The sequence below is a fragment of the Flavobacterium sp. IMCC34518 genome (assembly GCF_027111095.2).
Classification (GTDB): domain Bacteria; phylum Bacteroidota; class Bacteroidia; order Flavobacteriales; family Flavobacteriaceae; genus Flavobacterium; species Flavobacterium praedii.
In genome coordinates this window covers 689,797-710,131 of the sequence record NZ_CP114284.2, presented here as the reverse complement: position 1 = coordinate 710,131, position 20,335 = coordinate 689,797, and the positions used below count along the sequence as shown (strand labels likewise).

Annotated in this window: 29 protein-coding genes and 1 tRNA gene; 27 read left to right on the top strand and 3 right to left on the bottom strand. The window is 34.9% G+C overall.

The window, feature by feature from the left end:
* Positions 1-16: 16 nt before the first annotated feature.
* From OZP06_RS03075 to OZP06_RS03040, 8 genes are all read left to right on the top strand, one after another.
* Positions 17-241 carry a hypothetical protein gene (locus OZP06_RS03075; RefSeq protein WP_281324213.1) on the top strand — a complete coding sequence of 75 codons (225 nt, stop codon included), beginning with the start codon at positions 17-19 and terminating at the stop codon, positions 239-241.
* On the top strand, positions 238-591 hold the full coding sequence (locus OZP06_RS03070) for a hypothetical protein (RefSeq protein ID WP_281324212.1): 354 nt from the start codon (positions 238-240) through the stop codon (positions 589-591). Before OZP06_RS03075 ends, OZP06_RS03070 begins: the two co-directional genes overlap by 4 nt.
* An 11-nt stretch (positions 592-602) precedes the next feature.
* Entirely contained in the window at positions 603-911 is a 309-nt protein-coding gene (locus OZP06_RS03065) for a hypothetical protein (RefSeq protein WP_269223634.1), read from the top strand.
* 364 nt (positions 912-1,275) lie between these two features.
* Complete coding sequence (gene umuD, locus OZP06_RS03060) at positions 1,276-1,725, top strand: translesion error-prone DNA polymerase V autoproteolytic subunit (protein ID WP_269223633.1); 450 nt, start codon at positions 1,276-1,278, stop codon at positions 1,723-1,725.
* On the top strand, positions 1,725-2,984 hold the full coding sequence (locus tag OZP06_RS03055) for a Y-family DNA polymerase (RefSeq protein WP_269223632.1): 1,260 nt from the start codon (positions 1,725-1,727) through the stop codon (positions 2,982-2,984). Before umuD ends, OZP06_RS03055 begins: the two co-directional genes overlap by 1 nt.
* Before the next feature lie 181 nt (positions 2,985-3,165).
* Entirely contained in the window at positions 3,166-4,059 is an 894-nt protein-coding gene (locus OZP06_RS03050; RefSeq protein ID WP_281324211.1) for a DNA-processing protein DprA, read from the top strand.
* A gap of 3 nt (positions 4,060-4,062) precedes the next feature.
* Positions 4,063-4,692: a hypothetical protein gene (locus OZP06_RS03045; protein WP_269223630.1), complete on the top strand. Its 630-nt coding sequence runs from the start codon at positions 4,063-4,065 to the stop codon at positions 4,690-4,692.
* A gap of 12 nt (positions 4,693-4,704) precedes the next feature.
* Positions 4,705-5,340, top strand: a complete 636-nt coding sequence (locus OZP06_RS03040) for an SOS response-associated peptidase (RefSeq protein ID WP_269223629.1) — start codon at positions 4,705-4,707, stop codon at positions 5,338-5,340.
* A 124-nt stretch (positions 5,341-5,464) separates the two neighbouring features.
* Here the strand turns inward: OZP06_RS03040 and OZP06_RS03035 are convergent, their stop codons facing one another.
* Positions 5,465-6,082 (bottom strand): hypothetical protein, encoded by a 618-nt coding sequence (locus OZP06_RS03035; protein WP_269223628.1) that lies wholly within the window; start codon positions 6,080-6,082, stop codon positions 5,465-5,467.
* A gap of 340 nt (positions 6,083-6,422) precedes the next feature.
* Between OZP06_RS03035 and OZP06_RS03030 the strand changes: the two genes are divergently transcribed.
* The 19 genes from OZP06_RS03030 to OZP06_RS02940 all read left to right on the top strand — a co-directional run bounded on the left by OZP06_RS03030 (position 6,423) and on the right by OZP06_RS02940 (position 18,917).
* Positions 6,423-7,130 carry a hypothetical protein gene (locus OZP06_RS03030; protein ID WP_269223627.1) on the top strand — a complete coding sequence of 236 codons (708 nt, stop codon included), beginning with the start codon at positions 6,423-6,425 and terminating at the stop codon, positions 7,128-7,130.
* A gap of 10 nt (positions 7,131-7,140) precedes the next feature.
* Positions 7,141-7,686 (top strand): hypothetical protein, encoded by a 546-nt coding sequence (locus OZP06_RS03025; RefSeq protein WP_269223626.1) that lies wholly within the window; start codon positions 7,141-7,143, stop codon positions 7,684-7,686.
* Between the two features lie 26 nt (positions 7,687-7,712).
* The gene (locus OZP06_RS03020; protein ID WP_281324210.1) at positions 7,713-8,285 is read left to right on the top strand and encodes a hypothetical protein; all 573 of its coding nucleotides are present in this window, start codon (positions 7,713-7,715) and stop codon (positions 8,283-8,285) included.
* 70 nt (positions 8,286-8,355) lie between these two features.
* A complete protein-coding gene (locus OZP06_RS03015; protein ID WP_269223623.1) occupies positions 8,356-8,928 on the top strand; it encodes a hypothetical protein in 573 nt (190 codons plus the stop codon).
* Positions 8,929-8,995: 67 nt separating this feature from the next.
* Positions 8,996-9,358, top strand: a complete 363-nt coding sequence (locus OZP06_RS03010) for a hypothetical protein (protein ID WP_269223622.1) — start codon at positions 8,996-8,998, stop codon at positions 9,356-9,358.
* 10 nt (positions 9,359-9,368) lie between these two features.
* Complete coding sequence (locus tag OZP06_RS03005; protein WP_269223621.1) at positions 9,369-9,686, top strand: hypothetical protein; 318 nt, start codon at positions 9,369-9,371, stop codon at positions 9,684-9,686.
* Positions 9,674-10,441, top strand: coding sequence for a hypothetical protein (locus OZP06_RS03000; RefSeq protein ID WP_269223620.1), 768 nt, complete (start codon positions 9,674-9,676; stop codon positions 10,439-10,441). The genes OZP06_RS03005 and OZP06_RS03000 overlap by 13 nt, the downstream gene beginning before the upstream one ends.
* On the top strand, positions 10,429-10,632 hold the full coding sequence (locus tag OZP06_RS02995) for a hypothetical protein (protein ID WP_064714427.1): 204 nt from the start codon (positions 10,429-10,431) through the stop codon (positions 10,630-10,632). Before OZP06_RS03000 ends, OZP06_RS02995 begins: the two co-directional genes overlap by 13 nt.
* 12 nt (positions 10,633-10,644) lie before the next feature.
* Positions 10,645-11,040 carry a hypothetical protein gene (locus tag OZP06_RS02990; RefSeq protein WP_064714428.1) on the top strand — a complete coding sequence of 132 codons (396 nt, stop codon included), beginning with the start codon at positions 10,645-10,647 and terminating at the stop codon, positions 11,038-11,040.
* The gene (locus tag OZP06_RS02985; RefSeq protein ID WP_281324209.1) at positions 11,040-11,462 is read left to right on the top strand and encodes a hypothetical protein; all 423 of its coding nucleotides are present in this window, start codon (positions 11,040-11,042) and stop codon (positions 11,460-11,462) included. Before OZP06_RS02990 ends, OZP06_RS02985 begins: the two co-directional genes overlap by 1 nt.
* Before the next feature lie 8 nt (positions 11,463-11,470).
* The gene (locus OZP06_RS02980) at positions 11,471-12,097 is read left to right on the top strand and encodes a hypothetical protein (RefSeq protein WP_281324208.1); all 627 of its coding nucleotides are present in this window, start codon (positions 11,471-11,473) and stop codon (positions 12,095-12,097) included.
* A 102-nt stretch (positions 12,098-12,199) separates the two neighbouring features.
* Entirely contained in the window at positions 12,200-12,829 is a 630-nt protein-coding gene (locus tag OZP06_RS02975) for a glycosyl hydrolase 108 family protein (RefSeq protein WP_281324207.1), read from the top strand.
* Positions 12,826-13,164 carry a hypothetical protein gene (locus tag OZP06_RS02970; protein WP_269223616.1) on the top strand — a complete coding sequence of 113 codons (339 nt, stop codon included), beginning with the start codon at positions 12,826-12,828 and terminating at the stop codon, positions 13,162-13,164. Before OZP06_RS02975 ends, OZP06_RS02970 begins: the two co-directional genes overlap by 4 nt.
* Positions 13,165-13,166: 2 nt before the next feature.
* The gene (locus OZP06_RS02965; RefSeq protein WP_269223615.1) at positions 13,167-13,721 is read left to right on the top strand and encodes a hypothetical protein; all 555 of its coding nucleotides are present in this window, start codon (positions 13,167-13,169) and stop codon (positions 13,719-13,721) included.
* Between the two features lie 19 nt (positions 13,722-13,740).
* Entirely contained in the window at positions 13,741-14,223 is a 483-nt protein-coding gene (locus OZP06_RS02960) for a hypothetical protein (RefSeq protein WP_269223614.1), read from the top strand.
* A gap of 1 nt (position 14,224) precedes the next feature.
* Positions 14,225-16,789, top strand: a complete 2,565-nt coding sequence (locus OZP06_RS02955) for a zincin-like metallopeptidase domain-containing protein (protein WP_269223613.1) — start codon at positions 14,225-14,227, stop codon at positions 16,787-16,789.
* A gap of 2 nt (positions 16,790-16,791) precedes the next feature.
* The gene (locus tag OZP06_RS02950) at positions 16,792-17,211 is read left to right on the top strand and encodes a hypothetical protein (protein ID WP_269223612.1); all 420 of its coding nucleotides are present in this window, start codon (positions 16,792-16,794) and stop codon (positions 17,209-17,211) included.
* 9 nt (positions 17,212-17,220) lie between these two features.
* Positions 17,221-18,249, top strand: a complete 1,029-nt coding sequence (locus tag OZP06_RS02945; RefSeq protein ID WP_269223611.1) for a hypothetical protein — start codon at positions 17,221-17,223, stop codon at positions 18,247-18,249.
* Positions 18,250-18,257: 8 nt separating this feature from the next.
* Positions 18,258-18,917 carry a DUF6734 family protein gene (locus OZP06_RS02940; RefSeq protein ID WP_269223610.1) on the top strand — a complete coding sequence of 220 codons (660 nt, stop codon included), beginning with the start codon at positions 18,258-18,260 and terminating at the stop codon, positions 18,915-18,917.
* 11 nt (positions 18,918-18,928) lie between these two features.
* Here OZP06_RS02940 and OZP06_RS02935 read toward each other — a convergent pair whose 3' ends face one another.
* Complete coding sequence (locus tag OZP06_RS02935; RefSeq protein WP_269223609.1) at positions 18,929-20,155, bottom strand: tyrosine-type recombinase/integrase; 1,227 nt, start codon at positions 20,153-20,155, stop codon at positions 18,929-18,931.
* Between the two features lie 66 nt (positions 20,156-20,221).
* Positions 20,222-20,295: transfer RNA gene (locus OZP06_RS02930), tRNA-Met, on the bottom strand.
* Between the last annotated feature and the right edge of the window lie 40 nt (positions 20,296-20,335).

Below are 20,335 nucleotides of genomic sequence, written 5' to 3'. Positions count from 1 at the left end.
TAAATCCATTATAACTATGCCAGTATTTGCACCCGAAGCTTCTAAAATCAAAATGGTGATCCTTACTAAGAGCAAACAAGACAATGCAGTTTGGTGGTCGCCAATCAATCAAAACAAACGGAATTCACAGCGAATTATAGAAAGTATGCTAAGACGATTCGAGAAACACGCCCTTGCAAAAATCACCAATGTCATCCAGTTCTATGAGAATGGAAACCTAATTGCCGAAAAAAAGTTATGACCAGCATCCAGTTAAAAAACTGTACCCGAGACGAAATCGAGGTGATACGAGAACAAATTAATGCTTTTATTCAGCAACGTGCCGAAAAGCAAATTAGCAAAGGCAAAGGCAATTTTGATTTTTATGTCAGTTGTATTTTGATGGATATTTTGAGACGATTATCCTTAAAGCTTCGCAACAAAATCGAGTTGAGTTTTAAGAATTGTATTTCTGTTCGTATGACAGTTTTTGAAGCAACGGCACTTTTAATTGTATGCCATTGGGATATAGCTTTTTTAAATGCCTACCAAAAAAATGTCCTTTTGAAAACCCGAAATAGTATCGATCAACAATTGACTAATTTGAATTAAAACTAAGAAACATGCTAAAAACACTATACTATATCCGAAACAAAAAAGAGTTGCAAGAGTTGTATTTGAGCCAAATGCCTGAGAAGTGTATCCGAATTGAAATCAATTCCATTATCAACGAAACTAGAAAAGACATTTCTCCTGGTATGCGATTGAATGCCAAAAACATCAAGACCGAAGAAGTGTTAATTTTCATTGACCGAAACGGAACTCCTGACGGCTATTTGTTGTCCGAAGAGTTGAAAATCAAACTCAACGAATACAGAGAAGCCGAACTTAAAAACAAACAATTTTTAAAGAAAATCAACCATGTCTCGTAAATACGCCATTTCATCCAGCAACCCAACCAATGCTTTTATCAATAAGAATTTTATTATCCGAATTCTAGAAAATCCAAAAAAGAATCCATCGAAAAACACCAAATTAACCTCCGCTAATAAGCTTTCCAACTTCATAAAAGACGAACAACTTAAATTAAAGCTTTTTAACAAGGTTTTAGATGGGGGCAAGGATAAATACTCCTTTCTTATAAGAAGTAGGCTTAAAATTGATTTTTGCTCAAAATAAGGTTTTGTTTTGAAAAGTCTTTAATTGTTTTATCTTATAATAAAAAGAATAGATGGGTTAATAACTATTTCACACCTTTTTGATTTAAATGAAACTTTTGTTTTCTAATTTTGTTAAATGAAATTAAGAAGTCTACATCATTCAACAACATTAGAATTTTACTTACCAGATTATTCTACTGAATTACAATTACCATATATAGACGCAGGGATTAGCGCTGGTTTCCCATCGCCCGCTGATGATTTTATAGAGCTATCTATCGACCTAAATAAAACATTAATCAAGAATAAAGACACTACTTTTTTTGCAAAAGTTAAAGGCCATTCTATGAAAAATGCAGGTATAAATGATGGCGATTTATTAGTTATCGATAGAAGCTTAGAACCTCAAAATAATAAAATTGCAGTTTGTCAAATTGATGGAGAATTTACTGTAAAAAGAATTAAAATCGAAGAGGGTGCAGTTTGGCTTATTGCCGAAAATGAAGAATATAAACCTATAAAAGTAACAGCCGAAAATGATTTTATCATTTGGGGTATTGTAATAAATTCTATAAAATATTTTTAATGTTTGCGTTAGTTGATTGCAATAATTTCTATGCTTCTTGCCAAAGAGCATTTGAACCACATTTAAGAAATAAACCAGTGGTTATACTTTCTAATAATGATGGTTGTGTAATTGCACGTTCCAACGAAGCTAAAGCATTAGGTATTCCAATGGGTGCTCCCGCATTTGAATTTAAAAATATCTTTGAAGCTAATAATGTATTTGTCTATTCTTCAAATTATGCTTTATACGGAGATATGAGTTCAAGAGTGATGAATATACTTACAAGGTATTCGCCAGATATAGAAATTTATAGCATCGATGAAGCTTTTCTGAAATTCAAAGGTTTTGAATTATTTGATTTGCAAAAAATAGGTTTAGATATGCAAAGAACAGTTACCAAGGGTACTGGAATCCCTATAAGTGTTGGCTTTGCACCAACCAAAGCCTTGGCTAAAGTAGCCAATAAAATTGCAAAAAAGTATCCTGAAAGAACCCAAAGCGTTTACTCCATTGACAATGAAGAGAAAAGAATTAAAGCTCTTAAATGGACTAAAATAGAAGATGTTTGGGGAATAGGTAGAAAACACGCAAAACGATTACAAGCCAAAAAGGTTTTCAATGCTTATGAGTTTACTTTACTACCTGATGAGTGGGTTCGAAAAGAAATGGCAGTAGTAGGATTGAGGTTAAAACACGAATTACAAGGCAAACCCACTTTAGATTTAGAGCAGCCAAAAAGTAAAAAGATGATTGCCACCACCCGTTCGTTCGAAAAACCAATGACCAAATTGGAAGATATTGCAGAAAGAGTGGCAACTTTCACAGTCTCCTGTTCTGAAAAATTACGCAAGCAAAACAGCCATTGCAATATGATTATGGTTTTTGTGCACACTAATTATTTTCGAAAAGACCAACCACAATATTCAAGAAACATTATAATTAATACGGACTTTCCAACTAATTCAACAATAGAACTAAACCATTACGCTCAAATAGGTTTACAGGCAATTTTCAAAGAAGGTTTTCATTATAAAAAAGCAGGTGTTATTGTTATGGGGCTAACGCCAAATAGCGAAACACAATTGTCGCTATTCAATGTGTCCAACCCAAAACATCAACCATTAATGAGTGTGATTGATAAAATGAATAATAGTTTTGGTTCAAATAAAGTAAAATTTGCCTCCCAATCCCTAGGAAGACAATGGAAAATGAAACAAGAAAAATTATCCAATTCATTTACTACTAAAATTGATGAAATTTTTATAATAGAATGTTAGTTGTTAATAAAATCCTATCTTCGCGAGTGAAATATTAATACTGTTTTATGATTGTGTTATTTTTTATTATTAAAGAAATAAAATTCATATTACAATTAGATTAAAAGTTAAATAAAAAAAAATAATTATTTTAGATTATTTAATTGTAATATTTTCATTTAATTAAAAAAAAGCAAGTTATATGGTAATGAATTTTGATTATCAAGATAATGATCTAATAAAAAAATCAGTACTTCCTTTCAGGGAAATGTCTGCATATGAAGCATTATGGAGTAATAGAAACATTAGCTTTAAGAAGTTATCTGATTTGTTTGCTCAAAATCCTAAAAGTCTTCCTTCTTCATTTGTTGATGAGGATAAAATTTCTGAATTTTCTATTTTATTAAAAAATAAAATAAATGATAATCCAGAAATAAGAACTAATATAATGATAAATAGTACTTTGGATTATCCCTCAAAATTAAGAGATGCTAAAGAACCTGTTGAAGTGTTATATTATAGTGGTAATTTAGATTATATAAATTCTCCTTCAGTAGCAATTGTTGGGTCAAGAAAACCAACAAATGAAGGTCTTTTAAGAACTTCTAAATTAGTCAAATTATTAGTTGAAGATAATTTTACTATAGTGTCGGGTTTAGCAGAAGGTATAGATACCCAAGCTCATAATTCAGCAATTAAGAATGGTGGGAAAACTATTGCAGTGATTGGAACACCTTTAAATGTTTTTTATCCTAAACAAAATAGATCACTTCAAGAATTTATTGCAAAAGAGCATCTTTTAGTTAGTCAAGTTCCGTTTATTAGATATGAGCAACAAACATATTTAGGAAATAAATTATTTTTTCCCGAGAGAAATAAAACAATGTCTGCAATAACTAGCGCAACAATAATTATTGAAGCTAGTGAAACATCTGGTACATTAATACAGGCTAGAGCAGCTTTACATCAAAACAGAAAACTTTTCATTTTGCAAAGTTGTTTTGAAAATGAAAAAATTACTTGGCCTAAAAGATTTGAAGAGCAAGGTGCTATAAGAGTAAAAACTTACGATGATATAAAAAACAATCTACTTTAGTCTATGCCAAATCTTGTTAAAATTGATGAATTAACTATTCAAGATCACACATATCTCTCACTTGACTCTGACGAGTGTTATTATTTTTTTAACTACACCTCTAGAAAAGGTTTTTCATATAGTAAAGAAAATAGTTTAATTAGTAATTTGAAAAAGTGTCCAAGCAAGAAAGGTCAGGCTCAATATCAATATAAATTAAGCGCAATTAAGACTATATCATCATATTTTAATGATATATTCGATGATGAAGCTCTAAAAACTATAACATTTGTGCCAATTCCACCTTCTAAAAACAAATCTGATGATTTATATGATGATAGGATGTTGCAAATTCTTAAAATTGGATTTAACGGAAGAGATGCGGACATACGCGAATTGGTTGAACAAATAGAAAGTAAAGAAGCTTCACATATTTCAGATGTTAGACCTACTATACAAGAAATAAAAAGTAACTTAAAAATTAACACTGAATTGAGTAAAAACTTAAAAGATGTTGTTTTTATTATTGATGATGTATTGACTACTGGTGCACATTTTAAGGCTGTAAAAAGTTTATTAAATAGTACGTTCCCAAATTGTAGGGTAATTGGCGTTTTTATATGTAGACGAGAGATAGATTTTACTGAAAATTAATGTTGATAAATTATGTGTTTTCATTCCAAACAATCAAAAGCAGCAATTGAAGTAGAAAATCGATTTAAAGCCAAAATCGATAAAATAGCGCTTTTTCAACCCAAGGAAAACATAAATGGGTTTGATTTTGCAATGAATCCTATTATTACTGATAAACACCCCGAAATCATTACACATTTTAATTGGGGCTTAATTCCCTCTTGGTCCAAAGATGAAGAAATAAAAAAACTAACCCTCAACGCTAGAATTGAAACTGTTACGGAAAAACCCTCATTCAGAAACGTAGTTAACCAACGTTGTTTGGTAATAGCTAATGGCTTTTATGAATGGCAATGGCATGATTCTAAAGGAAAAAATAAATCAAGGTTTGAAATTGGTTTAGAGAATGAGGAGCTGTTCGCTTTTGCGGGTTTGTATTCAACATGGCAAAACCCAACAACAGGAGAAATTAAAAATACTTATACAATTGTTACGACAGAAGCAAATACATTAATGGCAGAAATACACAACATTAAAAAGCGAATGCCTATAATATTAAAATCAGAAGACGAGATGAAATGGTTAGAACATCAACCAATTCAAAACTTTGCTTTCCCTTATGAAGTTAATTTGGTTGCTAAAAACCTAAATTTCAATTCTCTTTTCTAAATGTTTATTATAAAAGTTGGACTATTTTAAATTTCTTCTCAATTTTTTTTTTTTTTTTAATTTATGATTAAAACTTAATTATTACAAAATTTGTAAAATGATATAGATATTTTTTATTAACAGATTAATCGATTTTAAATTTTGTAATAATATTTTCTAAAGCTATTTTTTGTCTTTCAGATAATTTTCCATTCTTTTCGCAACTCTTTTTCAAAGACATTATAAAATTTTTGTCAAACCAAGAATTATTTTCTGCCCATTTCAAAACCAAATTTATTCGGTTAAAATGTGAATTAGTTTCATAACTCGTAAATGCTAAAAATTTATCATTAATACGTATTTTTATATCAAGTTGTTTGGGTGATAAATTTCTTTTTCGGTGTATGTCGGTGTAAAAATTATATTCAAAATCAGAAATGCCATTTTTATGATAAATATAATCAAGTACTTCAGCACTCATACTTTTGGAATTATCATCTTTAAGTTTTTTTATCGAAGTAAATATTTTATTTCCATCTTCAATCCCTAAAAATTTATTTATACAACAATTCCCAACTTCGGTCTGGTTTGAATTTTTCTTGTTCCGTATTACACAAATATTTTTTATAGGATAGTGACCACATAAGCACGTTTGTAAATCCTCAGAATAATATGCAAAATTGAAATCCCACTCTAGTTTGGCAAAATTCCAAGTTTGTGAATCGCTAAGGGCAATAATCTCTTCTGTTAATTTGAAATGCATATTTAATGTTTTGAGAATATAGATCGTAATTGCTTAATCAACTTATAAAAAAACAACTGTAAAATCTTAATGTTTATGTTCTAAATGTATCTTTTTACTTCATAGCTAATATATAGCTTTTTTGTTGCTTATTTCTGTCAAATAAAGTTTAGCTGTAACAAAAGATAGTAGTTTGAATAATATCTTTAATAAATCCTTTGCAAACCCTTTGCAACTTTACCCTATCCTTTGCAAAGCTGTTCTATCCTCTCCAACCCTCCAAATCCTAAAAAAAAGCTTTTGATCTTTGAGTTCAAGAAACAAAAGAAAGCCTGATACCTAAAGCAAGAACGAAACGGAAATGGACATTGATAGCTTGTTACAACGAAAACTATTAGGCGGTCAAGAGTATGAGCCGTTGTTTCCTAAGGTTGCTTGTGATAAAACAAAGTTAGGCAACGGCAATACTTTTGATACCGTTCGGATGATTAAGGAAATGGTTATAAAGTACAACGACCAAACCAAGCAAGTTGCAACGCTTTTGCAAAGGGAATCGTTAAAAGAAACCTGTGACAAAATCTATTGGTTTTTGTACCATCACATTCAGTACAAGGCGGATGGCATGGAACAAAATTTAAGAAGTCCAGCCTGTGCATTCAAGCAACGAGCCGAAGGAGTTGATTGCAAAACCTATTCCATTTTTGCCAGTTGTTTGCTAGTGAATTTAGGGATTAGACATTACATAAGACAAATAAAACAACCGAGTTTTCGTCCTGATTTATTTACCCACGTGTATGTCATTGTGCCTTTGAATCAGGAAACAGGCAACATAAGCGAAGGCTATTTTATCATTGACGGAACGACGAATAATAACCGAGAACCCATACATACCATGGCACACGACACCGAAGTTAATTTACCTCATTTTGGATTGAATGCTCCAAAAGGCAATCGCAAAACCGTTGCAAAGAAATCGCATTTCTTTGCAAAGCCCTCTTCAAATGTGGTGTTGGTATCGGCAATCGTGGCGGTAATTGGAGGAGCGTTTGTATTTGGAAAATCAAATTAAACTATGCAGTATGATAATTATAAATGATGGCGGAGTAGGATTAGGAAAGTCCAAATTCCTTAGAAAAATTAGGCTTCGAGACGTGAGCTTAAAAAACACAATCAAAGTGGCCAAGTTTGCTGCACCAATTGCAGCGAGTTTTATTCCTGTGGGTGGTGGCGTAGCTTCCAAACTAATGGATTCTAAAACGGGTAGATTAGTTCGAAAAGTAGCCAAATCCAAGGCCGTAACTAAGGCGGTGCAATTGTCAAAAACACCTATTGGAAAACAAGTGGTAGATACGATTAAGAACCGTCCGAGACCACAATTGACCACGGTAAACGAGATCACGCCTGCTTCATTTGCTACCTCTGAAATGGGTAATGAACAAAGCCAAAGTGCTGATACGAGTTCGTACCAAAGTGAGGTAAGCGAAAGCAGTACGACTGAAAAAGAACCTGTTGGCGAGTTAATGCCCATTAAACCCGTTGAACAAAAACCAAAAGACAATACGCTGCTGTATGTAGTGGGAGCCTTGGTTTTGGGAGGAGGAATTTACATGGCCACAAAAAAGTAAAACGTAATTAAATCAATAAAAGTAAGATGAATAAAGAAGTAGCAATCATTGGTGGTGGAGTTGTTGGAGGTGCGGTATCAAATGGCGTTAGCACTTTATTACCCCAATCCGAAAGTCCGATTATCAATATCGTTTTGGCAGGAGCTTCGGCTTTTGGAGCCACAAAAGTCAGAGGAACATCCACTAAAGATAATCTTTTGAAAGGTGCTTTGATGGGTTCAGCTGTGGTGCAAGCCTTGACAGGAATTAAAAAAATAGCTGATAAAAGTTTGAGCACTAGACTTACAGGCGATAGCAAAGCCACCCGATTTATCAAAGGAGCTGTAGGCTTGGCTTGTCCTTGTGACGAAGGTTTGCAGGGTACTTTCATGGGAGGCGATGGTCAAATTTATCAGTACGATGAAAACGGCTTGAACGGTACTTTCATAGACGAAGCAGGAAATGTTTTTGAAATGAATAACGGTCTTAATGGTGCATTGGAAGACGAGTTGTACGACCACGGATTGCAAGGACCAGAAGCCAACATTTACGGAATGGAAGACGAAAGCGGTCTGAACGGTTCCGATGAAGAAGAGTTGTATTCGGAATTATACCAATAGAAAAATCAAGTGTTCTCAAAATGAGTAGTACTATAAAAAAACAATCAATCATCAATCAAAAAACAATCAAATGACTAGAAGAGTAGAATTAGCGTCAGCGGTAGCGACAATCAAGGCTAAAAGAAATGGTGGAATTCCAAGAGTAGGACAATTAAAATTGACCGACAAAACGCTTTACTTAAATGTGAAGATCAAAGGAAATGCAGGTATTGTAAATCTAGTGGATGTCAACACTAGAAGAGAAGTTGGAATTACCAACATTGATGGAAACAAATTAAATGCAGGCCGTGACTACATTTTGGACAGCATGCGTGTGTTGGTGGGAGCCACGGGTTCCGACGATTTGAAAAATGAAACATGGGTAAGCCCATGGAGCATTACTGGACAAAACAGTTTGCCCAAAGCCTTTTTAGGAGCAGAATTCCGAATTAACCAAGACCGAAATCAACTGGTAGATATGCCAATTACGGACTTGTGTCAAGATGGATTTGTGTCTTCTTTCAGAAGTTTATCCACGTCGCCTTTGATTCGTTCAAATATGGAGTTTGAAATGGAAATTGAATATCCAAAAGGTGTTTCTGTACCGGCTGACCAAGAGTACAACATTCGAATTGAAGTAAGAGCGCACCAAGCGCAAGTTTAATCCGTAAAGGTTCAATTTATAAAGCCGTATCCGTAATGTTTACGGCTTTTTTTCAACACTATTCACCATGGCAGTAAGAGAAAAAGTAATCAATTTATTGATTCCAAAAGAAGAGAATGAAGCAATGTTAACTACGGCTTTAGATGTGGGTTTTATATTGGGAGCTGAATTGCATACCAACCACAACGACCCTGATAATTTTGCCGAGTTTGGGATTTATGATGATAGTGGTGTAGCGTTTTCAAAACCTACTCATATCAATCATTGGAAACGAAGAGAAGGCGCAGGATTTGAGGACAGTTACAAACCTTTGCTTTTTGATACCGAATCCAAAACTTTCACTTTCAAAGCAAAGACCGCAAAATCGGTAGATAAAGACACCTATTTCCATTTGATTTTGATGTACAAAATAAATCCTTCTAGCTGTTAAGACCCCAAAAATGACACAAGACATTCTAATTGTAAACACAGGAGTAGTTTTTTTGAAACTTAAAAATGACCATGACATCACCATTGATGATGTAACGACTTTGCAAGTAATCAATAGTGGTTTTGTGCCTGTTTTTATCAATGATTTGGAGTTGGCCAGCAAGGAACGAGCTACCATTGTAGTCTCGGATGGTACGACATCAAAAGTGGAATTATCCATTCGATTTGCACCAATTGAAAGCAATGCTTCAAAGGAATTTTCAAAATTCAGTTGGAACAAGAAAGAACTAGATATTGTCTATAAAAAGTTAATACGATGCAGGAATTAGATCATCTCATAGAAAAATTAAACACCGACCAATATTCGGCAGTTTCTGTTTTCGATTTGGATACCAATTCGTTTGTGTTTCGCAATAAAACCCATGCTGAAATCACAGCTGATGAAGGAACGGCAGAACAGTTTTTTGAAACCCTTTTTGCCAATGGTCACAAGCGATTAAGTTTGAGTTTGAAGCGCAAAAACGGAAGTACGTTCAAAATTGATGGTCAAAGTTTTGAAGTCAATTTTTCAAAAGATACTTCCGAGCCAATGCCAGCACCTCAAGCACTAAATGTACCACAACAGCCGACTGATTTTTTTCAGAATTCGTATGGTTTAGGAACACTGGACATGATTAATTTATTTGTAGCCAAAGGCGATGCCCAACGATTGTTGACCGAAAATGAAGTCTTGAAAGCCGAAAATAAAGAGTTTAAAAAGCAAAATGAAGAGCTGAAAGAAGAACGCTTGGCTTCCAAATATGACATCAACAAAAGCAAAGGCAATCAAGAAATGTTGTTAGGAGCCATTCAACAATTGCCCGCTTTGATGAGTTTTGTCAAAGGTACACCGCCTGTAGGTTTGGGAAATGCGGTGGAAAGTTTCACTTCGCCAGCTAAAAAACAATTTGCAACGGCTTTGCAAAACATTGACGATTCAGTGGTAAACGTCCTAGATAGCATCAACAACGGATTGAATTCTAATTCTGAATTCTCGAATGAATTAGCAGAATTATTAAAAAAACATCACTTATGGGAAGCGTAAAACAAAGCATTCAAATCGAAGTGGTTGCTAAAACCCCTTTTGAATTAAAACCGAAGACATCGGCAATCAAAGAACTCGCCAAACTCGATGCAGAAGTATTGACCAAGTTGGCGGAACTATCCAAAAATAAATCAGCTATCACCCAATTGAAAACCAATTTTGAGATGATAAAAGGGTTTTTAACGGCTTAATAAAAAAGGAAAATGGAAAGTACAATGAGGTTAAGCCCAACAGGAATGACCGTTTTGAAAGTGGCACTCTTGGGCGGAATATTTGCCTTTGCCTACTATAAAATTTTCAAAGGATTCCAACAGTTACGAGCCGACAAAAGATACAAACCAAGCAATATCAATGTAACCCAAGCCAAAGCAAGAGCCGAAGCCATTTACACCGCATTGCTAGGTTTTGGAGCCAATTACAAAACCGTAGAAAACAACTTAACAGGTTTGAATCACAACGGTTTTATTATGGTGTACAATGAGTTTGGAGAGCGAAGAAGTGCCACGTTGGTTAAGATGAATTTAGTAGAATGGTTGCAAGATCAGTTCAATGAAACCGACATTGCCAAGTTGCGATTTTTAATAAAAGGATTTTTCTAATGACAAATAAAACGAAAATACTACTAGGCGTATCGGTTTTGGTTATTGGAACAGGGATTTTTTTTCTAACCAAGAAGAACAAAAACGGACAATCGGTTTTAGGTGGAGGAACCAAATATATTGATGAAGGCGATGTGAATATGATTCCAGTTTTTTCAGCCAGTCAAAAAGCCACAGCCTTGTACAATGCCATGAACATTTACACCGGCACAGACGAGCAAACAATCATTGAAGAACTAACAGGAGTTTCACAAGCTCAATTCGGATTAATTAGTAAAGCGTTTGGACTTAGGAATTACAACCGCTATTTGGGGTACAATACCATTGGCGGAACTCCATTGCCTTTGAAAACTTGGTTGAGAGAAGAACTGAATGATGCTGATTATCATTTGTTGCGAAAAAAATTTCCAATGTATTTATAATGTAGAATATGAAAGTGAGCAAAGAAAATAAAGTACTACTAGGAACAGCAGTAGTTGGAGCGGGAATTTTAGGTTTTCTGTATTGGAAGAAAAAGAAAAAAGAAGCCGAAGAGAATTTGATGGTTTATACTCCAGAACCCGTAGCACCAGCAACCCCAAAAGTAACCATTCAACAACCCGTAGTTGGAGCCGTTTTAGACAAAAACAAACTATTGTTTAAAGGAAGTAAAGGGCTTGAAGTGCGAGAATTGCAACGTTTGTTGGGCGTTAAAATTGATGGTGATTTTGGAAATATGACCAAAGCAGCACTATTGGCCAAAAAGGGAGTGACCAAAATCAGTCTCAATGGGTATGCTAAAAAGAAAGTAGCTAGTAAAGCACAACCTACCGCTTTTGTTTTGCCTAAAAAAGGACAAAAAGTAATGGCGATTCAAAACGATGTGAGCGTTTTCAATGCCCAAAAAACAGCCGAAGGAACCTATTTCAATACAGGAACCAAGCCTTTTATCGGTGGAAGCTTTGATTACGGAGAACATATCGGCGTGTTTGTCGCTTCAAAAGTGGGCGGTCAATATTTAATCAACCGTAATGGGGTGTATTATTTTGTGAATGGCAATTCCGTAAAACCGTATTAAGATGAAATCAGAAACCAAAGTTGTACTCGGAGCAGTAGCCATCATTGGATTGTTGTTGCTCATGGGAAATAAAAACAGTGAACCACAAAAAGTACTATTGTAATGGCAAATTTCAATTTATTTCTACCCGAATTACTAAAAGCGGAAGGAGGGTATCAAAACAAAATTTCCGACCGTAAAGGCAATACCAATTCATTAGGGCAAATGGTGGGAACCAAATACGGAATATCTGCACCTGTTTACGAAGCGTATATCAAACGGCCGCCAACGGTAAGTGATATGAAAAACATGCCTTTGTCAACTGCGGTTTTAATTGCCAAAAAATACTATTGGGATGCTTGCAATGCCGATGAAATTGAAAATCAATCAGTAGCGAATCTTATTGTAGATCATTATTTCAATTCGGGAAAACGAATGTTTGTCAAACAAGTGTTGAAAGACCGATTTGGAGCCAAAATAAAAGTAGATAGTAAAATTTCAAGAGATACCATTGCGCTCATAAACGCATCGAATCCAGAGTTTTTGCATTTCGAATTAAAAAAATCCCGAGAGAAGTATTACCGAAGCTTGGGCGGTGTAAATTTAAGAGGATGGCTCAATCGTTTGTCTCGTTTTGTTTTCGAAAAAAAAAAGCCCAAACCGAATAATCACCCAACTGCTTCTGCCAAGCCTAGTTATAGCTACGCTTGGGATTGGCTCGTATTTACTAACAAAAAAGCCTTCCAAAAATGAAAAGTACCTTCTTAAATAGTATCAAAGAATATCAGGATTATTTCCTTTTTCTCATTGTCGTTTTAGCAGGCGTTTTTACCAAAGTGTATAATGCCATATCCAAGGGAAAAAGGCCTAGGTTGAGTTGGTTTCTTGCCGAAGCCATTATGAGTTTTTTTGTAGCGTTCTCAGTCTATGCTGTATGCGACCAGTATTTGAATTTGAATAAAATTCTAACCTATGTCATTTGTGCGTGGGGTGGTTCCTTTTCCACTTTAATCCATAGTGAAGTCGAAGACTTAATCAGTAGCTTTTTTGATGTGCTAAAAAGTGTCATAAAAACAAAATTTAGATAACCATGAATCCAAATTATCAATCAGAAAATCCATTAAAAACCTTTTTGCAAACGCTATTGGTTTTGGGTTTAGTTTTCATGCTTACCTTTTTAATGAATGGGTGCGCTTCAAAACCCTTAGAAAAAACACATACCATCGAACGATTGGTAACCTATAAAGCGGATAGCTTGAAAGTTACGGTTGTCAACCAAGCCGTTTTGGATAGTTTATTTATTAAGGTTTCCAAAGTGAAAACGGTAAAACCCGAATGTGATAGTATTACGCAAATGACCCTTGACCAACTTTTGATGCAGCTCAATAGCAAAAAGAAATCAGGAGATAATGCAATGGGTATTTATTACGATACCATTAAAAAAATGATTGTGGGTTGGCAGAAAATGGCAAAAACCCAGAACGAAAAGTCAGCGATTAACAAAATCACAAACACAGTAGCCATTGAAAATGAAAAAGTTCAAGTGCCTGTGAAATACATTCCCATTTGGATTAAGATTTTGGCGGTTTTGGGAGGAGTAACTCTTGGGGTTTTGGTGTGGCGAGTAGCTAAAGTGTGGGTGTAATTGTTTTAATAATCACAAAATGAGTGTACGAAAAATTATCATCGGTGTGGGCATAGTGGCAGTAGTTGGCTATTTTTTATTGGGCAATAAAATCAAGAAAATCATTGAGCAGTTTCAATTTGTGAAAGTGTATCCTGTGGCTTTTAAAAAGTTTGATGTCAAATGGAATGATGGAGTTCCCTTTGTGACGTTTCTTTTGGATTTGAAAATGGTCAATCCAACTGGGGTGAATTTTGATGCCAATATTGTTGCCGTGACCTTAAAACGCATTTTGTTTTATGACAAAAGGAATATGCTTTTTGGGAGTTCCGAAGTGAATATTAACTCGATCAATATTCCTGCCAATTCCAATATCATACTCAAAGAAATCCCTGTAAAACTAGATCTACAAACCGCTATTACCACCGCTATTACCATTTTAAGAAACGATGGATTTACCATTAACGAAATTAGAACAGAAGCCGTAGTAAGCATTTTAGGAATCGATTATACACTTTCATAACATGACTTTAGCAGAAGAATTCAACAACTTAAACGGGAAAGTGATTACTAGAGAAACACTCCAGAGTCTATTAGTCAAAGCCGAAAAAGAGCAAAATTCCACTATTTCTAATCGAATTAGAAAAGTGTTGCAAGCCTATACAGCCGATACTTTTTTGATTGAATTGCAACATTCCGAATCCGCTTTTGGGCTGAACGGTGTGGATGTTCAAGGGCATACAGGCTTGTTGAATGGTTTGGATTTTGTTCCAGAATCAGAAGATATTGGATTGGGAAAACCCGTTTCTCCCGATGAAATCTATGATATGGTAACCAAGCGCATGATTGATTTAATCAAAGATGCCAACAAAGGGGATTACAAACGAGCTTGGAAAGAAGAAGGCTATTTGGTTCCGTATAATTTTATTTCCAAAAAAGCCTATCGAGGGGTAAATGTGGTGATGTTGTCTCCGCTTTTTGGGATGTTGGATAATCCTTATTTTTTGACGTTCAAGCAAATTCAAGAGAAAGGCGGGAAAATCAAAAAAGGAAGTCATGGGTATCGTGTGATTTATTATTCAACCTACGACAAAGAATATTCCGATGCTGAAATTGAAAGATTGAATTCGGTAATTGAAGATAACAAATTAGAGAAAGGAGATAAAAAGACAGTCTATTTCTTGAAATACTACAATGTCTTCAACGGACAAGATATAGAAGGAATCGATTTTGATTTAGACAATTTTTCGTTGTTAGGCAAAGTAGTGAACAATGAAATAGAAACAGGGGATAACCAAAAGATTGAAGTGGCCGAGGCTATTGTAAAAAACTATCCCAAGCCACAACCTGAAATTCGTTTTACAGGAAATAAAGCTTTTTATGTGCCTGCAAAGGATTTGTTGAGCATGCCTGAATTATCAAAATTCAAAACTTCAGAGGATTTTTATAGAACCTATTTCCACGAGTTAAGCCACAGTACAGGACACTTTAGTCGATTGAAAAGAGATTTAGCCAATGAATTTGGGTCGGCTGAATATGCTTTTGAAGAGTTGATTGCAGAGTTTGGAGCCGTTTTTTTATCGGCACAAGCAGGGATTATGTTTTATACCAATAAAAATCATGCAGGCTATTTGAAAGGATGGAACGATGTGTTGTTGCCCAATTTAGAAAATGACAATCGTTTCTTGATGAAAGCCAGTAGCCAAGCCCAAAAAGCAGCAGACTTTATTTTGCAACCCGATGCTAATGGAGATTTCTTGTTTGTTAAAGAGCTTTTGAAGTCAGAAGGGAAAGAGAAAAAGCCGACAACGAAGCGTGTATCTAAAGTAACAACACCTATAAAAGCAAAAGTAACTCCAGCTAATAAAACAACGCAATCAAAGGCGAAAACGCCAGTTAAAAAGCCAACCAAAAAACCAACACCAAAAATTGACACCAATGCCATCGCTTCTTTGAGAGATATTGGAAACGGCTTTTTGATGATGCATAAAATTGAGCTAAAAGTCACAAAGTACAAAGAAAGTAACGAAGTGGTTTTTGAGCCTAGAAGTTTTGGAAAAATTAATGTGGATGGATTGATAATCAACTACAACACCAAAACCAAAATTTTTGAAGTTGCAGAAATGCAAGCAGGTAAAAAGGAAGACCAAATTTGGGTGTATTTAGAAACTAAGCAATTTGTTATGGCTTTGAAAGAACTTGTTAAAGGTAATAATAGAAAGCCCAAGAAAATTATTGATATGGCAGTGAAGCCCAAAACGACAAAGAAGAAAGTTGTTCAACCAAAACCAACAGTTGACAAAACGGAAACGGTGGAAGAACCAAAAATAGAAGGCGGTCAATATGCTTTGTTTGGAGCGGTAAAAGGGAACAAAACCAACCGAAATACTTTGGCTTATAAAATGGCAAACAAGTCTAAAAACGTCAATTATTTCAAGATTGACAACACAGAAATGGCGCAGTTTTTAGGTCAAATTGAGCGCAAGAATAAAGAAAGTGTTGTGATTTCATTAACAGGTGGACAGGGTTCGATGAAGACCAGAATGGCTTTTCAGTTTATGAATGCTATGGCGCAAAATTATAAAGTGGGTCACGCCAGTATCGAAGAGCATCCCGAGAGTAATTTATATTTTGACAAAGCTGAGCAATATTTAAATGCCAAAGCTTTGAATCATATCGAAGCTCCCGAAGTAAAATCGGTGCAGGAATTAGAACAGCTTATTACCAAAAATGATGTGATTGTCATTGATAGTTTTACCAAAATGCAGGAAATGCACAAAGGATTTGAGGTAGATAAAGACTTGCGAAAAAAATACGATGGTAAATTGTTTCTGGTGATTTTCCAGCAAACCACCGATGGCAAAATGCGTGGCGGAAGCAAAAGTCAGTTTGATGCAGATATTGTTTTGTTTACTGAAAAGAAAACGGATTATCGTGAGAATTATGTCTATGCCGACAAAAACCGCTATCAAGACAAACCTTTGGACGGCTTGAAGTTCAATATTTTCAATAAGCGATTACTACGAAGTGGAACGGAAACACCAACTGTAACCACTAGTAAAAGAAGATTATCATTTAGCGTAAATTAAGTATGGAAACGATCAAACAACTCGAAGCAAGATTGTTATTTGAAACCAAACAATCCAATGCCTTTAGATTTAAAAGAAACGAAGCCAGATCTATAAAGGAACAGAAAGCTTGGCAAACCTTAATTGATTTAGCTGACCAAAGTAAAAAAGAACTTAGAACTAAAATTGAAATTATGAAAGCAGGATTAAAAAAACCAAGTGTGAGAGGTTTAAAAACCGTGTGTACTAGAGTAGTAAAAGCCACAGGCTTGAAAGTAGATGGTACACTAAAAAAAGGCTACAAATACATCAAAGGCGGAAAAGTAGTCAAAGTGGCACAACCAAAAAAGCCAGTAAAAAAACGTGTGGTGAAAAGAGTTGCAAAAGCCAAAACACCAAAGAAAAAAATAGTTCGAAAAAGAAGAGTTAGAAGAGCAGCTTAATTTCAGATGATGAGCAAAATTGTAAAATTCGTAAAAGATAAAAACGGAAATGTCTTGTTGTTTCGCACACAAGACAATTTCCTAATTACCTCTTTTAGTCCGGCACAAAATGTGGTTGGTGTTCCTTCGTCTTCTTCCATGTTTAAAATCCAATCCGAAGCTTCTTTTGGAAACAATCCTTTTGTAATGGATTATTTGCAGGTAGCTACTGAATTGTGTGAACCGATGATTATGGCTCAAAGCTTCAATGCCTTTTTAATTGAATTATCCGAGAAATTCTTTTTCATCGACAATTGTTGTGATGGTGGAACTGGAGAACAGGGCATTCAGGGAGAGCAAGGAATCCAAGGGGAACAAGGTATTCAGGGAATCCAAGGAGAAAAAGGCGAACAAGGAATTCAAGGTGTTCAAGGAGAACAGGGCATTCAAGGCACAAAAGGAGATAAAGGGGAACAAGGACTTCAGGGTATTCAAGGCGACAAAGGCGATAAAGGTGACAAAGGCGATCAGGGTATTCAGGGTATTCAAGGAGAAAGGGGAGAACAAGGAGTACCAGGAACAGGAACTTCGGGACCAATTCCCAATCGATTCGAACCCAATTCTGGGTATAGTCCAAACTATGATGGGTATTCATTAATGGATTATATAACTGCAAATGGCGATAGACAAACGTTTGTCAGTCTATTCAATGAACAAGGAATTCCTTCGGGAATTTTGGGAATGATCGATACGGATGGTGTTTACAAAGCGTTGATGAGTTTAGCTACAGTGGAACGTGTAGTTGAATTTACTTTTAAATATTCGGATTTGGTCAATGGTCTCAATACTGTTGCTTTACCAGATACTGCTAATGGAGAAGTAATTGATGTGTTAAGTATTCGCGATACAGCAGGAAATAACATTCCTTTTCGATTTACTAATGTTGAATACTGGCGAAACGCCAATATTATTGTAACGCAAGCCTATTCCAATGTGAAGATTAATTTTTTAGTCAGCCATTACAAATATTCACCAGTGAATTTTCAACCTGCTTGGTAAGGTCTATTATGAAAGTTGTTTATACTTTTTATCCCACTATACTCAGCAGAGAATGGATTAAGCCTGATTTTCAACAATACTTTCTTAGAAAATCAATTAAAGATGCTTTGCGATTTTATTCCGAGGTCTATTTCTATACCAATGATGCATTCGCAAAGCAAATTAAAGACATTCAAGGAATACATATTATCATTCAAGAGCCAAGACTATTTGATAAAGAACTTTGGGCATTGCCTAAAATTTTTGCTTATGAAGCGCAAAATACACCCTTTTTGTTCCTTGATTTAGATGTGATTTTAGGACATCAACCCGAGTTTGATTCGGTTTTGGTGGAAAGTATTGATAGTGGTGCTATGTTTAAAGAAAGCTACCGACAAGCCCAAACACACCAAACTCACGCCTTTAATATGGGAGTTTATGGTTGTAAAGATTTAAATTTCAATGCTGAATTTTGTAAAAAGGCGCATCAATTTATTGCGGATAATTATGAAAAATTCGCAAAAAAAGGAATACTTCGTTTCATGCCGATTTATTTCGAACAATTGATGTTAGCCGAAACTTTGAAGGAATTCAAGTTGGAACCCAAGCTAATCAATAACCCCAATTATGTTCACTTAAAAAATCAAAAGTGGGATCTTGAAACGTATAATAAAATACTCAATAAATAGAAGAAAACTATTTATTGAGCATTATTAATATGTTGTGAATAATCATCAGGAAGAACCGCATCAATATCACGTAAATATTTATCCAATGCTACCATAGTTTCGTGACCTGTAATCAACATCAATTTGCTTTTAGCTTCAAATGGGGTGCTGTTTTTTACAAATTCATGGTAAAGTTTGGTAATGAAAGTGTGTCGGAAACTGTAAAGGCCATAATCCTTGCCTAAACCTAAGCTATCTTTTACTTTTTTGAAACGTTTACTGAAATAATCTCTTTTATCTGTCTCATTAGTCGTCCAGTCTTGTCCTATTCCATTTGGAGTAAATAAATAACTTTCAGGATTGAATTTATCCAAATTAGGCAATGTAGAAAGTAATATCTCGGGAATGATTTTCACTTTTACGGCTTTGTTTTTGGCTCTCACATAAAGTCGTCTATCTTTTACGTTTACGTCTTTTATTTGTAAACGAACCACTTCAACGGGGCGTAAATGATTATAAGAAATGAATTGAATGAACAGTAACATCAATTCATCGTTACTTTTCAGATAGTTGAAAATATCTACTTCTTGTGTACTACTATAGGTTTTGTTTCTCTCAGGATTGGATTTTAAGACATTGATTTTTTTGACAAAATTGTCTGGAATAATTTCATTGTCTTCCAATGACTGAAAAAACATCGATAAAATGGCTCGGGTGTTGTTACGGTTTTTAGCACTAGTAGTCGATAAAACACTATTCAAAAACGTTATAATTGTTTTTTTATCTACAGAACTGATTGTACGGTTTTCAAATCCATTGGCATAAAGCCATTTTTCAAATGATTTTATTCTTACCCTGTAATCTCGAAAACTATTATCTTTTAAGGTGTTCTTCTTTAATTCCAGAGAAAAAGTAACAGCATCTTCAATTGTATATTTCTTTTCTTCACTAGTAGAAACGATTTCTTCATCCTCGTAAGGATTGTATCCGCTTTCCAAAATGTTCTCAACGGCTTGAGCTAAGATCTTGATAGCATTCTTTCGTTCTCTTAGTGTTTTGAATTTATTTACGCCAGCATAGATATGAGTTTGTCTTTCTAGCTTGTCAGTTTCAGGATTTCTGAAGGAATAATACACGTACCATCTCTTGGATAAATCTCCATTGGCATCGTAAATATTGGGTGTAGAATATTTCTTTTTTAAACTCAAAACGTGTGCGCTAGCGTGTTCATTTGTTAAAAGGGCGATGATTTTAGACATAAAAAAAGCGGCTTTAAATCACTCTAAAGCCGCATAAAATCTACATTTTTTAGTCTTTCAACCTAGTAGCGAGACCGAGATTTGAACTCGGGACCTCAGGGTTATGAATCCTGCGCTCTAACCAACTGAGCTACCTCGCCATATTTGGAACAAAAGCTGTTCCTGATTGCGGGTGCAAAT